Genomic DNA, 15,358 nt, shown 5'->3' with positions numbered 1-15,358 from the left:
ACCTGGAGCCGTCGCCCTTTGCACCGCGATGTGCACCGGGCGCGGGACGTTGGCTACCCTTGCCGCGTGCCGTCGCTCTTTCGCCGCAAGTCCACCGACCTCGTCGACGAGGCCGTCTCCTCGGTGACCCCCGAGGAGACCGCTGAGCGTTCCCGGGGTTACACCCCGGCCAAGGGTCGGGAGACGCCCAAGCGGCCGACCGTCGGCCGTCGCCCGGCCGGCCCCACCCGCCCCCTCACCAAGGAGGAGGAGCGGGAGCGTCGCCGCCAGCTGCGCGCCGAGGCGGCGTCGGAGTTCCGGCGTGAGGGTGGCCCCCGCGACCGTGGCCCGGAGCGGCTGCTGGCCCGCAACGTGGTCGACTCCCGGCGTACCGTCGGCACCTGGTTCTTCGGCGGCGCACTGATCGTGCTGATCGGGTCGAACGCGGCCATGCCGGCGCCGGTCCGGTTGATCTCCAACGTGCTCTGGGGCGCACTGGCGCTGGGCGTGGTCGTCGACTCGGTGCTGATCTGCCGCAAGATCAGCAGGCTGGTCCGGGAGCGTTTCCCGAAGACCGACCAGCGGATGGGCTCGCTCTTCCTCTACGCGGTCATGCGGTCGATCACCTTCCGGCGGATGCGCGCTCCGGCACCCCAGGTCAAGCTCGGCGACAAGGTCTGACCCCGGCCCCGCACCCGCACCCTAAAGGTCCGCGCAACATCAGCGAAACTGCTGCCTCAGCCATCTCAGAGGCAGCAGTTTCGCCGTAACTGCGCGGATCCTGGCACGGGTTCATCATGCTGAACGGGTTGCCGTTGTTCGCCAGACCGGACGTTCGACCCAATGGAGCGAAGGCATGCCTTCGGAACCGGCTGCCCCGCTGGCCACCATCGCCGCCGCCCTGCGCCGGGAGCGGGAACGGGTCGGCATCTCGCTGACCGAGCTGGCCCGCCGGGCGGGGGTGGCCAAGTCCACCCTCTCCCAGCTGGAGTCGGGCACCGGCAACCCGAGCGTGGAGACGATCTGGGCGCTGGGCGTGGCACTGGGCGTGCCGTTCAGCCGGCTGGTGGAGCCCGTCGACGACAGCGTCCGGGTCATCCGGGCTGGGGACGGGCCCCACGTCCGCTCCGAGCAGGCCGACTTCAGCGGAACGCTGCTCAGCGCCGGCGCGGCGCACCTGCGCCGGGACGTCTACCTGATCAGGCTGGAACCGGGCGCGGTCCGAGCCGGCCACGGACACACTCCCCGCAGCGTCGAACATGTGGTGGTCGCCGCCGGCCGACTGCGGGTGGGCCCCGAGGCGACGCCTGTCGAACTCGACCCCGGTGACTACGCCACGTTCCCCGGGGATGCGCCGCACCGTTACGAGGCGCTCACCCCCGGCACGTTCGCCGTCCTCATCATGGAGCATCCCTGAACGAGCGTTGCGAACCCGCTGGCGCCGGCTGGTCGCCGGGTGCGGTAGGGTCGGAGGCCAGATTCACTTATAGGACCAAATGTCCGAAACCAATGGGATAACGTTTGCGCCGGTGGACGGCACCACAGTGGCGGTGAGCGAGCCCACGCCGTTACCCTCCATCCGCAGCCACGGCCTGCCGGAGCGGCGACCTGACCGGCATGTGCGGCCCCAGCGCGACAATTTGCAACGAGGTGACAACGCGTGAGCGAGCGGACGCGAGCCGGCCACCGGGGCGTGGCAGGCGGCGACCGGACGCCCAACGGTCACCCGGCGGCGGCCGCGGACAGCTCACCCCCGGCGAGGATCGGCCCTGCGGCCGGGTGTGGCGACGGGCTCGACGGATGAACGGCCGCTACACCGACCGGTGGCCGGACCCGAACGAACCGTCCTGGGTGGTCGAACCGACCACCGAGTGGCACCCCCAGTTCCCCGGCCAGCGCTACCCCGGCGACATCGGCATGCCGCACCAGCCGCCACCGCGCGGTCGGGCGACGGTGTCCGGCCGCGCCGAGGTGCCGCCACTCGCGCCCACCCGCCCGGACGGCACCTACCTCGGCCGGTCGTGGTCCGACGAACCACCGGAGGACCAGGCACCCCCGGGCCGCTCCTGGGTGGACGACGAGCCGGGCGAGACACCGGCCTACGGCCGACTCCGCAGCGACGAGCGCTCGGCGGACACGCCGGCCTACGGCCGACCCGACAGCGCCGACTCCCGTCACTACGACCACGAGCCGTACCGTCGTCCGCTGCCCGAGCCACCCCGCCGCGACGAACGCCGCTCCCCCGACTCCGACCGGCGTACCGCCTGGTCCGACCGACGCCCCGCCGACGAACGGGGACCCGCGCGGGAAGCCGCCTGGCACCGGGACCAGCCAACCCCCGAGCGGTACGACAGCCGCCGTCCCCGGCCGGAGCCGACCGAACGGGATCGGGGTTACCGGGGCACGCCGCCGGTCTCCCCCGCGCCCCGGCCCGAACCCGGCTGGGTGCCCGAGCCGGACGACGCACCACGCCGGCACGGCACACCGGAACGAACAGCCGCCGGTTACGAACGGCACCCCGACGACGGGTACGGCGTCCGCCCCACCCGCGACCACGACGGCCGGATCGCCGACCGGGCCGACCCGTGGGCCCGCGGGGACGACCGCCCGCGATACCGCACCGACGGGGGCCCGGACCGGGCCGCCGACGACCTGCGCCGCCCAGAGCCGCGCTACCGCGCGGACGAGGAGATCGGCGCACCGCCGTCACCCAACGGCGGACGACGGCGTCGACCCGAGCCGGACCAGCCCGACCAGCCCCGCCTCGACGACGCCCGGCGTCGACCCGACACCGACGCGCACTGGCAGCAGCCCCGTGAGGCAGCGGCCCGCGCCGAGGCGTACCCGGACCGGCGACCCCGCGAGCAGGTCCACCCGGACACGTACCGCGAGACCGGTTACCGCGAGGACGCGCCTCGTGAGGACGCGTACCGCGAGCCCCGGCCGCAGTCGGGCCAACGGGCGGACGGCAGCCTGCCCTGGCCAGCACCGGGTCCGGTACGTCAGGACCGCACCCCGGACCGCACCCGGGAGCCGGGCCACCGCACCGACCCGCAGCGCAGCCCCGACCCGAGCCGCACCACGGAGCCGCACCGCGCCACGGAGCCGCACCGCGCCACGGAGCCGCACCGCGCCACGGAGCCGCACCGCGCCACGGAGCCATACCGCACCACGGAGCCGTACCGCAGCGCCGAGCCGGGCAGCGCGTCGCGGCCGGCCGCCCGGTCCGAACGGCCGGCGGCCACGCCGTCCCGGCCCGACGAGCGACCGGCGGCGGCGCGGCCCGACGAGCGACCGGCGGCGGCACGGTACGACGAGCGACCGGCGGCGGCACGGTACGACGAGCGACCGGTACGCCCGGCCGCGTCGGAACCGCCCGTGTCCGGCCATGCCCTGCCGGTCTCCCCGGAGCGGCCGGTGTCGCCGGCCCCGGTCTCCCCCGGATGGGATCGGCCGGTGTCGGCCGCCCCGGTCTCCCCCGCTTCCCCGGAACGGCCGGTGTCGCCAGCACCCGTCTCCCCCGCCGCCCCCGCTTGGGACCGACCGGTGTCCGCCGCCCCGGTCTCTCCCGTCTTCGACCGGCCCGTCTCGGGGCCACCCGCCGCGCGCCTTCGGCTGGAGTACCTGCCGGCACCGGTGGACCCGCCCGGGGCCGACGAGCGGTCGGATCCGCCGCCATCGTCGGGACGCCGGCCGCTGGCCGAACCGTCAGCGACGTCCGGGGCGCGCCACACCCCGCCGCCGCGTTACCCCGGCCCGGGCACCGGGGACCGCCCGGTGGACCAGCGGCGCGGCGAGGAGACGAGCCCGGATCGCCGTCGGGTCGATGATTCGCTGGCCGGCACCCCACCGACCGACCGCCGCCCGGTCTCCCCGGACCGCTCGCACTCCGCCGATCGGCCGCACTCCCCGGACCGCTCGCACTCCGCCGATCGGCCAGCCACGCCGCAGCGCCCGGCCACGCCGCAGCGCCCGTACTCGCCGGAGCGTCCGTACTCGCCGGAGCGTCCGTACTCGTCGGAGCGCGCGGCCCCGACGGCGGACGCACGGCCGTCGGTCGCCCCACCGCCCACCTGGCAAGCGCCGGAGTCACGGGCAACCCGCCCCGCTCCGACGCCGGCCGATTCGACTCCCGCGGCCCCGCCCCCCGCAGCCCCGACCCCCGCAGCCCTGACCCCCGCAGCCCCGACCCCCGCAGCCCCGACCCCCGCAGCCCCGGCTCCTGCGGCCCCGGCTCCTGTCGTCGCACGGCCGCCGGTGCAGGACGTCGCGCCAGCGCTTCCGCTGGCCCCCGGTACGCCGCGCCGCTACGTACCGCCGCCGCCCTCGGAAGAGCCGGTGACGCCCGTTCGCGAGCCGGACGACGTCCCCGGCGCCCGCGGGCCGGCAGCGTGGTTCAGCCCCGCTCAGCCCGCCGAATCCGACCGGGACGAACCGGCGACGGATCAGCAGTCGTTCGACCCGGCCGATGATGAGTCGACGGCCGGCGACCCCGACCTCTCCACGGCACCGGCCGCACCGGACACGGAACCGTCGACGGCGGACACCCAGCTCGACGTGGCCGACGAGCACGCCAGCGGGTCGACGCCTGACGACGCCTTCGCTCCGGTCTCCGCGCCGCCCGCCCATCCGGTCTCCGGTGCTCCCCTGCGCTGGACGGACGAGCTGGACGACGACCCGCGGCCGGCTTTCGACACCGGAGCGCTCGACGGTACCCAGCCCGTCTCCGGCGCACCTGTCGTCGCGATTCCCCAGCAGGGGGCCGAGGCAGACCATCGGCCCTCCACCGCGTCTCCCGACGAGGACGCCGAGCCGGTCGCGTACGACCCGACGGACGAGTTCGCGCCCCACAACGAGCCGACAGACGAGACCGACGGTCCGCGCACGAGCCCGACGGATGGCTCGCGAGCCGACGAGTGGTCGGTCGACGCTGCACTGTCCGTGACATCTGCGGACGACACGCACCCGCCCGTCTCGGCACCGCCGGTCTCCGCACCGCCGGTCTCCGCACCGCCGGTCTCCGCACCGCCGGTCTCGGCACCGACCGCCTCGGTCACGCCGGTTTCCGCTCCCCCGGCGCCGCCGGTATCGGCCCCGCCCGCCACACCCGTCTCCGCACCGCCTGCGTTCGCCACAGCGCCCACCTCCGCGCCACCAGCGCCCCCCGCAGCGCCCGTCTCCGCGCCGCCCCTCTCCACCGCGCCCGTCTCCGCGCCACCAGCGTCGAGCGCGCCCGTGTCCGCGCCACCGGCGTCGACCGCGCCCGTCTCCGCACCACCAGCGTCGACCGCGCCAGCCCAGCCGTACTCCGCAGCGCCCGTGTCCGCACCACCCGTGCCGGCCCAGCCGTACTCCGCAGCACCGATCTCCGCGCCGCCCGCCGCCGCACCGATCTCCGCGCCGCCCGCCGCCGCACCGATCTCCGCGCCGCCCGCCGCCGCACCGATCTCCGCGCCGCCCGCCGCAGCGCCCCTCTCCGCGGCGCCCATCTCCGCGCCCCCAGCCTCGACCCCACCGCCCGACGTAGACCCCGTCTCCGCAATGCCGACGCCCGAGGCTGCGCCCGTCTCCGCACCGCCGGCACCCGAGGCGGCGCCCGTCTCGGCGCCGCCGGCGTCGGCGGAGTCGGCGTCCGGGCCACCCGCCTCGGCCGTACCCGGCCCGAGGGGCGGTTCGGACGGGGAGAACGCGCCGGTGTCCGCGCCACCGGACGACGCACCGCCGGTGGTGACCCGCCCGTCGCTGGCCGACCCGGGCGACCCGGAGCAGGTGTTGGCCGCGTACCGCTGGCGGTTGGATCCCGTCACCCTGCGCGAGGAGCTGACGGAGCCGGACGACCTGCGGGCGATCCGGCGACGGCTGACCGAGAAGTTGGGCTCGGCGGTCGACAACCGCGCCCGGGCCCGGCTGCTCAGCCTGCGGGCGGTGGCCTCGCGGATTCTCGGCGACCTGGATGACGCGCTGGCCGACGGTCGGCTCGCCCTGACCTACGCCGAGGCCACCGGCGAACTGCGCCGGACCGCGCTGGCCCAGGCCCGGCTGGCCCACGTGCTGCGCTGGCGCGGCGACTTTCCCGAGGCGGATCAGCTCTTCGCCCAGGCCAACTCGATCGAGTTGCCCGACCGGTTGCGGGCCGCACTGCACGAGCACGCCGGGCGGTCGTGTTACGACCAGGGGCGGCTCACGGAGGCCTGTGAGCACTTCGAGAAGGCGCTCGACCTGCGCGGCGCTGCCGACGCCGAACTGCTGGACCGGGTCCGGGTGGCCCTCGACGCGGTCACCGTCCGGGCCGAGGCGGATGGCTTCGGGCCGTACCGCCGGGGTCGGGACGAGGTGCTCGACCGGGACCGGCCCCCGGTGCCGGACCGGGACGGATCGCTGTGGGGTTACACCAGCCACGACGGTGACGTGGTCATCCCCGCCCGGTACGCGGAGGCACAGCCCTTCCACGACGGGCTGGCCTGGGTCCGCCGGCCGGACACCGACCGCTGGTCGTTGATCAACCTGCTCGGTACGACGGTGATCCCGCCGTCCTTCCGGGCCGCGCGTCCGTTCAGCGACGGCCTGGCCTGGGTGGTCGGCGAGAACGGGTGGACAGCGATCGACGCGACCGGCGCGGTGCAGGTCGCCCCCAACTTCGCCGAGGTACGACCGTTCCGGCGTGGGCTGGCCGCGGTGCGGCGCGAGGGGTGGGGGGCGGTCGACCGGACCGGGCGGATCGTCGTGCCCACCCGCTACCACGGCTTCGTCACCGAGTTGGCCGACGGCAGGCAGGTCGACGGTTTCACCGACGAGGGGCTCGCCGTGGTCGACGTGGCGGGTCGGCGGGGTGTGGTGGACCGCACCGGCACGGTGCTGGTCCCACCGGCGCACCCGGTGCTGGTCATCCACCCGGTGGCGTTCCTGGTCGAGAGCGGCAACGGGCGGTGGGGCGCGCTGGACCGGCGCGGAGTGCCCCTCATCGACCCGGTGCACCGTGATCGCGCCGAGGTGCTGGAGGAGATCGACCGGCTACTCACCGACGCCAACCCGGTGCTCTGAGTCGCCGGTCGCCATCGGTGATCCACTGGAGCTAGGGTCGGTACATGGAATTCCGACACCTGGGCCGTTCCGGCCTGATGGTCAGCGAGATCTCGTACGGCAACTGGATCACCCACGGTTCGCAGGTCGAGGAGGACGCGGCGTTCGCCTGCGTCCGGGCCGCTCTCGACGCGGGGATCACCACCTTCGACACCGCCGACGTGTACGCCGGCACCCGGGCCGAGGACGTCCTCGGCCGGGCGTTGCAGAACGAGCGCCGTGAGGGCCTGGAGATCTTCACCAAGGTCTACTGGCCGACCGGACCCGGTCGCAACGACCGTGGCCTGTCCCGCAAGCACATCATGGAGTCGATCAACGGCTCGCTGCGCCGACTGCGCACCGACTACGTGGACCTCTACCAGGCCCACCGGTACGACTACAGCACGCCGCTGGAGGAGACGATGGAGGCGTTCGCCGACGTCGTCCACTCCGGCAAGGCGCACTACATCGGTGTCTCCGAGTGGAGCGCCGCCGAGCTGCGTGCCGCCCACCCGCTCGCCCGGGAGCTGCACATCCCGCTGGTGTCCAACCAGCCGCAGTACTCGCTGCTCTGGCGGGTCATCGAGACCGAGGTCGTGCCGGCCAGCGAGGAGCTGGGCATCGGGCAGATCGTCTGGTCGCCGATGGCGCAGGGCGTGCTCTCCGGCAAGTACCTGCCGGGCCAGCCGCCGCCGGCCGGTTCCCGTGCCACCGACGAGAAGTCGGGCGCGGGCTTCATCTCCCGGTTCATGAACGACGACGTGCTGACCCGGGTCCAGCAGCTGAAGCCCCTCGCCGAGCAGGCCGGGCTCAGCATGGCCCAGCTCGCCGTGGCGTGGGTGCTGCAGAACCCGAACGTCTCGTCGGCGATCATCGGCGCGTCCCGCCCCGAGCAGGTGCACGACAACGTGAAGGCCGCCGGGGTGAAGCTCGACGCCGACCTGCTCAAGGCGATCGACGACATCGTCGAGCCGATCGTCGAACGGGACCCGACGAAGACCGAGTCCCCCGCGCAGCGTCCCTGACGCCGTTCCGGTCCGGTCGGCGCGGAGGTTTCGCGTCGACCGGACCGGTCAGGTCAGCCAGGGCCCGCTCAGCCCTGCCAGAAGCGGATCAGCTCCAGGCCGGTGGCGTAGAGCCAGGAGGGCAGACCGAGCAGGTCGCCGACCGCGAAGACCGCGTCGAAGAACCAGCCGCCGATGCGCGGGTTCCACAGCAGCGCGAAGAGCAGAATGAAGCCGTACGGCGCGAACAGGTCGTACATCTTGCGCCACTGCGGGTTGAGCCACGGCTGAATCATGTTGCCGCCGTCCAGGCCGGGCACCGGCAGCAGGTTCAGCACACTGGCGGTGAGCTGGAGGAAGGCGAGCAGCGCCACCCCGGCCCAGAACTCCACCGGCCCACCCGACTGGGTGCCGAGCCGCACCGCCGCCACCAACACCAGCGTGAACAGCACGTTTGTCGCCGGGCCGGCGAGACTGACCAGGGTGTGCCGCAGTCGGCCCGGGATGGCGTGCCGGTCCACCCAGACCGCCCCACCCGGCAGGCCGATGCCGCCGAGCAGCACCACCACCACCGGCAGCACGATCGACAGCAGCGGGTGGGTGTACTTCAACGGGTTGAGCGTCAGGTAGCCGCGATGCGCGATGTCCCGGTCGCCGGCCCGGTAGGCCACCACCGCGTGGGCGTACTCGTGCAGGCAGAGCGACACCAGCCAGCCGGACACCACGAAGAGGAACACGTTGAACCGGACGTTGCCGTACCCGTTCCAGGTCAGCACCCCGCTGACCGCGAAGAGGGCGACCAGGCCGAGGAAGACCGGGCTGGGCCGGAACGCCGCCCTGGGCACGCCGAGGACCAGCCGGTCGCCGCCCGGGCGGTCGTAGGCCATCACTCGGCCGTGGGCAGCAGGCTCATCCGGTACTCCACCCGGTCGTCCTCCACGAGCGCGACCGAGGTGACGCCGGACGCCGCGAGCTCCCGCCAGGTCTGACCGATCCAGGATTCGGCGTCGGCCTGGCTGCCGAACGACTCCGCCGGTCCCTCGACCGTCTGGCCGTCCGTGCCCTCGTACCGCCAGCTCCACGCCATGCCGCGTCTCCCCTCGCCGCTGAAGTCCCCGTGGGACGAACCCTCGCCAGCGTAGTCGGCCCGGCGCGTAACGGCCGCTCGCTCGCCCCGGCGGGGACCCACGGGGTGGATCAATCCGATCGACACCGGCCGGTACGGTGGCTCGGTGCTGACACGGGGAGTGCTGCTCGGCGACCGGTACCGGTTGGGCGAGCGGGTGGCGACGGGTGGGATGGGCGCGGTCTGGCGCGGCACGGACGTGCTGCTGGAACGCGAGGTCGCCGTGAAGGTGCTGCTGCCGTCGCTGGTCGCCGACCCGGAGTTCACCGCCCGGTTCCGGGCCGAGGCGCGGATGCTGGCCGCGCTGCGGCACCCCGGCGTCGTACCGGTGCATGACGTGGGGCAGGCCGCGCTCGACGACGGCAGCCGGGTCGACTACCTGGTGATGGAGTACGTCGAGGGCGAGCCGTTGTCCGCCCGGGTACGCACGGTGCGGCGGCTGGACCCGGCCACCACCATGTCGGTGCTGGCGCAGGCCGCGGACGCGCTGCACACCGCCCACCTCGCCGGCATCGTGCACCGGGACGTGAAGCCGGGCAACCTGCTGGTCAAGGCCGACGGCAGGGTGGTGCTCGTCGACTTCGGCATCGCCCGGTCCCGCAACATGGCCGGGCTCACCGCCGCGAACATGGTGCTCGGCACCGCCTCGTACATGTCCCCCGAGCAGGCCACCGGGCAGCCGGTCTCGGCCGCCACCGACATCTACGCGCTCGGCGCGGTGGCGTACTTCTGCCTCGCCGGGCAGCCGCCCTTCCACGGCGACAACCCCCTCGCGGTGGCGCTCCGGCACGCCCAGGACGAACCGGCGGCGCTGCCGGCGGACACTCCACCGGCGGTCGCGGCCGTGGTGGCCCGCGCGCTGGCCAAGCGTCCGGAGGACCGGTTCGGCAGTGCCGCCGAGTTGGCCGCTGCCGCCGCCGATGCCCGTGACGCGACCCTGGCGAGCATCCCGGTCTCCGCCCGCCCACCGTGGGCGCTGGCCGTACCCACTCCCGGAACGCCCTCGGCCCTTCCGGTCACCCCGGCCGCACCGACCCCCGCGCCGACGCCGTTGGCCGGGCCGACGCCGACGCCCGCACCGACACCGACGCCGTTGGCCGGGCCGACACCCTCGGCCGGGCCGACGCCGATGCCCGCACCGACGCCCTCGGTCGGGCCGAGGCCGACCGGGCCACCCGCGCCGATCGGGGCCGCCGCTGTGCCCACGCCGGCGGGCTTCGCGGCCTCGCCGGTGACCGGGCCAGGCTCCACCCGGGAGGAAATGCTCCGGAAGGGGCCGTCCGGCCGACGCCGGCAACTGCTGATCGGGGTCGGTGCGGTCGCTCTCGTGGCGCTGATCGCCGTGGCCGTGGCGGCGCTGCGGCCCGACGGAGAGCCGGGTGGGACGGGCCGTCCGCCCGCGCTGGCCGGCGAATCGGCGGCGGCCCCGGACGGCGGCGCGCTCGACGACGGAGGCGCGAGCACCTCGGAACCCACGCCCAGCGGCACCCCGGGCGCCAGCCGCACCGCGTCCGCCGCGCCGACCGGCTCCGCCGGAGGGACCGACGCGCCGACCGCCACCCCGGACCCGCGCACCACGACGCCGGGCAGCACACCTACCGGTACGGCCAGCAGCCGACCGACTCCCGGCCGCACCCCGTCGAGCCGGCCCAACCCGTACACGGCCGGCCAGGCGTGCGGCAGCGGCTACCAGGTGATCGACTCGGCGACGCTGACCGGCGGTGACGGGCAGCGCAAGGGTCGGGTCTTCCTGCTGTACCACCCGGGCACCGGCACCAACTGCGTGGTCACCCTCAAGGACACCGCGGTCGGCGCGAAGTCGGCGGCCGCCGCGTACCTGGAGGTGCAGGGGCGGGCGCGCAGCACCGACAGCGGCTCCTTCGACTACTACGCCGGGCCGGTGCGGGCCAGCGCCGCCGGGACGTGCGTCAAGTGGGGCGGCTCCACCGGCGGAGTCAGTTACGGCAGCGGGTTCGAACACTGCGACTGAACGGCGGGGAGCACCGGGCCGGCAGGCACCGCAACCCTGGGCGGCCTTAAGGTACGGGCATGTCCGTAGACGGGTGGAACACGGTCCTGGTGCTCGGCGGTATCCGGTCCGGCAAGTCCGAGTTCGCCGAGTCCCTGGTCACCGACGCGCCGGTGGTCCGCTACGTCGCCACCGCGCCCGAGGGCGACCCGGAGGACACCGAGTGGGCGACCCGGCTGGCGGCGCACCGCGCCCGGCGGCCGGGCAGCTGGACCACCGAGGAGACCACCGAGGATCCGCGTCGGCTGGCCGACGTGCTCGAGTCCGCCGAGCCCAACGAGATGGTGCTCGTCGACGACCTGGGCGGCTGGGTGACGGTGCTACTCGACCCGGACCACCAGCCCGCCGACGACGTGGCGACGATCGCCGAGCTGGCCGAGGCGATCCGCGGGTGTGCCGCCCGGGTGGTGCTGGTGAGCCCGGAGGTGGGGCTGTCGCTGGTGCCGACCACCCCGCTGGGCCGGGCGTTCACCGATGCGCTGGGCGCGGCCAACCGGGCGGTCGCCGACGCCTGCGACGCGGTGGTGCTGGTCGTCGCCGGTCAGCCGGTCTGGCTCAAGCCGGCCGCCGCCGCGATCGGGCCGGTCGCTCCGGCGACCGCGCCGACGTCCGCGGTCCCCGCCGCCGCCACCGCACCGGTCGTGGCGAGCCTGGCCGACGCCGAGCCGACCCCCGAGGTGCAACTGCCCGACGTGCTGACCCACACGCCGCCGGCAGCCGCGCCCCCGGAGCCGGGCAACGCCTGGGCCGCACCGACCATGGCGCTGCCGATGGTGGCCACCGGGCTGGTCATCCAGCCCGGCATGGAGCTGCCGATGCCCGACGAGTACGCCGGTCCGCAGGCGGTGGACCGGCTGGCCACGCTCGACGTACCGGGCGCCGGGCTGGGCGTGCTGGACCGGGTGGTGGGCTTCGCCGCCACCACCCAGGGCACCTCGACCCCCGCCGCCTGGGGCTCGGTGCGGGTGCTGCTGCTGCACGGCGACCACGCCGGCGGGGCGTCGGCCGGCACCGTCGCCGGCGAGTCGGCGCGCCGTGCCGCGCAGGCCCGCGCCGGCCAGGGCGCGTTGGCACGGCTGGCCGCCGAGAGCGGCGCCAGTCTGCAGGTGGTGGACACTCCGGCCTCCGCGCCGATCGAGGACCAGCCGGCCCTCGCGCCGGACCAGGTGGAGTCCGCGCTGCGCTACGGCTGGCGGTTGGCCGAGCAGGCCGCCGACGCCGGCGTACAGCTGCTGGTGCTCGGGGCGTGCGGCGCCGGCACCGAGGCGGCTGCCGCGGCGGTGCTCGCGGCGACCGCGGGCGCGGAACCGCCGGCCGTGCTGGGCCGGGTGATCACCGACTCCGGCGAGATCGACGACGCGGCGTGGATGGTCCGCTGCGCGGCGGTACGCGACGCGCTGCACCGCACCCGACGCTCGTCACGCGGCGCCAAGGACATCCTGGCCGAGCTGGGCGGCGGCGACGTGGCCGTGGCCACCGGTGTGCTGCTCGGCGCCACCGCCCGCCGGGTGCCGGTGCTGCTCGACGGGCCGGTCGGGTTGGCCGCCGGCATGGTGAGCCGTGACCTGGCCGGGCAGGCCCGGCACTGGTGCCTGCTGGCCGACCACGGCGGGCATCCGGCCGTGCGGCTCGCCGCCGACGTGCTGGGCCTCACCCCGCTGCTCGACCTGCGGCTGGATCTCGGCGAGGGTGCGAACGCGTTGGTCGCGCTGCCGCTGCTGCGTTCGGTGCTGGCGCTGTCCGCCGCGCTGCCGGTGCACCCGTCTCTGGGCGGCGGGGACGACACCGACCCGGGCGCGGACGAACCGGAGTCCACCGACCCCAGCTACGCCGACCCGGATCCCACCGAGCCCGATTTCGCCGAGCCCGATTCGACCGAGCCCGACTTCGTCGAGCCGGAGCCGGCCGGGCCGGGCCCTGCCAGCACCGGGGCGGACGAGCAGCCGGCGTCGGGCTGGCGTGCCGGCTGAGCCACGGCTCCGCGCGGGAGCCCGGCTGGCGGTCACCACGTTCACCACGCTGCCGGTCCGGGCCGGGCGCATCGATCGCCCGGTCGCCGGCACGGCGATGGCCCTCGCCCCGGTGGTCGGCGCGCTGCTCGGCGCCCTGCTGGCCGGTGTGCTGCTGCTGACCGGCGCGCTCGCTCCCCCGCTGGTGGCGGCCGGCGTGACCGTCGGCGTCGCCGCGCTGCTCACCCGAGGGCTGCACCTGGACGGGCTGGCCGACACCGTGGACGCGCTCGGCTCGTACCGGCGGGGCGCCGCCGCCCTGGAGATCATGAAGAAGCCGGACGTCGGCCCGTTCGGGGTGGTCGCCCTGGTGGTCGTACTCCTGGTGCAGGCGGCGGCGCTCGCCGACCTCGCGGGTCGGTCCTGGCCGGCGTGTCTCGCGGCGGTGGTCGCGGCGACCGCGGCCGGGCGGTTCGGTGTCACGGTGGCCTGCCGGCGGGGAGTGCCGGCGGCCCGGCCCGACGGGCTGGGCGCGCTGGTCGCCGGCACGGTCGGCCCGGTGGCCCTGACCGCCGGCGCGGTCGCCGTCGTGCTGCTGGCCGTGCCCGCGGTGCCGGGCCGTCCGTGGCAGGGGCCGCTGGCCGTCGTCGCCGCGATCGCCGTCGCGCTACCGCTGCTCACCCACGTGGTACGCCGGCTCGGCGGGATCACCGGCGACGTCCTCGGCGCGACCGTCGAGGTGGTCACCACGCTGGTCTACCTGGGTCTGGTGCTGTCCGGCTGAACCGGGCACGGCGGGCCGGGTAGCGTTCGCCTCGACAACACCGGCACGGCCACCGGGGGAACCCACAATGCTCATCACGGACGACTTCCTGCCCGTACCGGTGCCGGAGTCGCTCAGCGCGACCTACCTGGTGCCGATGGCGGGGCTACCGAAGGTCAGCGCGAAGACCGCGGTGGCGGCCCTGACCGGCCGGCTGGCCGAGCCGGTGCACGGGCTGGCCCGGCAGATGCTCGACAGCCCGCTGATGAGCGTCGACACCCGGCCGATCTCCGAGTTTCCCGAGCTGCCACCGGACCTGCTCACCGCGTTCGGCGCCACCGAGGAGCAGCTGGCCCGGTTGGCGGCGGCGACGCACCTGGTGGTCGTACAGGCCGAGTACCGGCCCGGCTGGCCGCCCGCGCACGAGTGGGCCGCCCGGGCGGTCGCGGCCGCCGTGGCGGAATCCGTCGACAGCGACGTGGTGGACGTCTTCGGCCTCCAGTTCCTCGACCCGGCGACCGCGCTACGCTCCCTCCCCGACGAGCAGGGCCGCATCCGACTCGTCGACTGGGTGCTGGTTCCGTACTCCTCGGACACCGAGGGCCTGTGGTTCACCACCAAGGGGCTACGCCGCTTCGGCCTGCTGGAGTTGCAGACCCAGGGTGTGCCCGACCACCTCACCCGCGCCTGGGGCGCGGTGATGACCGGGGCGGCCCGCCGGCTGCTGCGGGACTGGACCGACGGGCTCACCGGCGAGGAGGTGCCGGCGTTCGTGCAACTGCCGGTGCTGGCCACGGTCACCGGGCACGACATCGCGGTGGCGTACGGCAACCCGGAGCAGCACGGCGCCACCGCCCCGGTGCTGTTGCGCCTCGAACTGGACCCGGCGACCGACCCGGAGGCCGACTCGTTCCTCAGCCTGCGTCCGCCGGCCGGGCACCCCGGCCCGGACGGGCGCTACTACGCCGCCGCCTGCGCGACCCTGTTCTCCGGGATCCAACCGGACGTGCGTTACGCCCGCTCCGGTGACGCGATGAGCCGTGCGGTCGCCACCGCCCGGGCCGCGCTGGATGACGCGCGGGCCCGCTTCGTCGCCGGTCAGCTCCCCACCGAGTCGCAGCTGGTGGTGAAGTACGGCCTGCCCGGGGACGACGGCCCGGAGTACGTCTGGGCGGGCGTCACCTCGTGGGAGGTCCCGGAGCGGATCGTCGGCGTGAGCGCCAGCGACGCCAGCACCGATCCGTCGGTGCGCATCGGCGCCCCGGTCGTGGTGGAGACGTCCGGAGTGGTCGACTGGGCCATCCTGGACGCGACAGGCGTCATAGAAGGCGGCTGGACCCAAGCAGTCCTGGACTCCGGCGAACCCCCAACCCCGAACCCCAGTTGATCAAGAGGTTTGCGTCAGAATCTCGTCCGAACATGACGCAAACCTCTTGATCACCGGGGCAA

9 protein-coding genes and 1 pseudogene are annotated in these 15,358 nt (G+C 75.0%); 8 read left to right on the top strand and 2 right to left on the bottom strand.

Annotated features, from left to right (window positions below; translation table 11 throughout):
• Nucleotides 1-66: 66 nt before the first annotated feature.
• The 4 genes from ACLQ3B_RS01940 (at nt 67) to ACLQ3B_RS01925 (ending at nt 8,063) form a co-directional block, all read left to right on the top strand.
• Nucleotides 67-660 (top strand): DUF3043 domain-containing protein, encoded by a 594-nt coding sequence (locus ACLQ3B_RS01940; protein WP_425776784.1) that lies wholly within the window; start codon nt 67-69, stop codon nt 658-660.
• 175 nt (nt 661-835) lie between these two features.
• Nucleotides 836-1,396, top strand: a complete 561-nt coding sequence (locus ACLQ3B_RS01935; RefSeq protein WP_425776783.1) for a helix-turn-helix domain-containing protein — start codon at nt 836-838, stop codon at nt 1,394-1,396.
• A 383-nt stretch (nt 1,397-1,779) separates the two neighbouring features.
• Entirely contained in the window at nt 1,780-7,020 is a 5,241-nt protein-coding gene (locus tag ACLQ3B_RS01930) for a WG repeat-containing protein (protein WP_425776781.1), read from the top strand.
• 44 nt (nt 7,021-7,064) lie between these two features.
• Nucleotides 7,065-8,063 (top strand): aldo/keto reductase family protein, encoded by a 999-nt coding sequence (locus tag ACLQ3B_RS01925; protein ID WP_425776780.1) that lies wholly within the window; start codon nt 7,065-7,067, stop codon nt 8,061-8,063.
• Nucleotides 8,064-8,131: 68 nt separating this feature from the next.
• On the opposite strand, the gene ACLQ3B_RS01920 is transcribed toward ACLQ3B_RS01925, so the two are convergent.
• Both ACLQ3B_RS01920 and ACLQ3B_RS01915 read right to left on the bottom strand, forming a co-directional pair.
• A complete protein-coding gene (locus ACLQ3B_RS01920) occupies nt 8,132-8,929 on the bottom strand; it encodes a site-2 protease family protein (RefSeq protein ID WP_425776778.1) in 798 nt (265 codons plus the stop codon).
• Nucleotides 8,929-9,129, bottom strand: coding sequence for a hypothetical protein (locus ACLQ3B_RS01915; protein WP_030337978.1), 201 nt, complete (start codon nt 9,127-9,129; stop codon nt 8,929-8,931). The genes ACLQ3B_RS01920 and ACLQ3B_RS01915 overlap by 1 nt, the downstream gene beginning before the upstream one ends.
• 145 nt (nt 9,130-9,274) lie before the next feature.
• Between ACLQ3B_RS01915 and ACLQ3B_RS01910 the strand changes: the two are divergent.
• The 4 genes and pseudogenes from ACLQ3B_RS01910 to ACLQ3B_RS01895 all read left to right on the top strand — a co-directional run.
• Nucleotides 9,275-10,417, top strand: a pseudogene (locus ACLQ3B_RS01910) (protein kinase domain-containing protein); the annotation flags it as partial.
• Nucleotides 10,418-11,217: 800 nt separating this feature from the next.
• The gene (gene cobU, locus ACLQ3B_RS01905; protein ID WP_425776776.1) at nt 11,218-13,167 is read left to right on the top strand and encodes a bifunctional adenosylcobinamide kinase/adenosylcobinamide-phosphate guanylyltransferase; all 1,950 of its coding nucleotides are present in this window, start codon (nt 11,218-11,220) and stop codon (nt 13,165-13,167) included.
• On the top strand, nt 13,157-13,930 hold the full coding sequence (locus ACLQ3B_RS01900) for an adenosylcobinamide-GDP ribazoletransferase (RefSeq protein WP_425776774.1): 774 nt from the start codon (nt 13,157-13,159) through the stop codon (nt 13,928-13,930). The genes cobU and ACLQ3B_RS01900 overlap by 11 nt, the downstream gene beginning before the upstream one ends.
• 67 nt (nt 13,931-13,997) lie before the next feature.
• Entirely contained in the window at nt 13,998-15,296 is a 1,299-nt protein-coding gene (locus ACLQ3B_RS01895; RefSeq protein ID WP_425776772.1) for a DUF2314 domain-containing protein, read from the top strand.
• Nucleotides 15,297-15,358 lie beyond the last annotated feature (62 nt).

The sequence above is a fragment of the Micromonospora sp. DT53 genome (assembly GCF_049841535.1).
Taxonomy (GTDB): Bacteria; Actinomycetota; Actinomycetes; order Mycobacteriales; family Micromonosporaceae; genus Micromonospora.
This window is presented reverse-complemented; position numbering and strand designations above follow the sequence as displayed.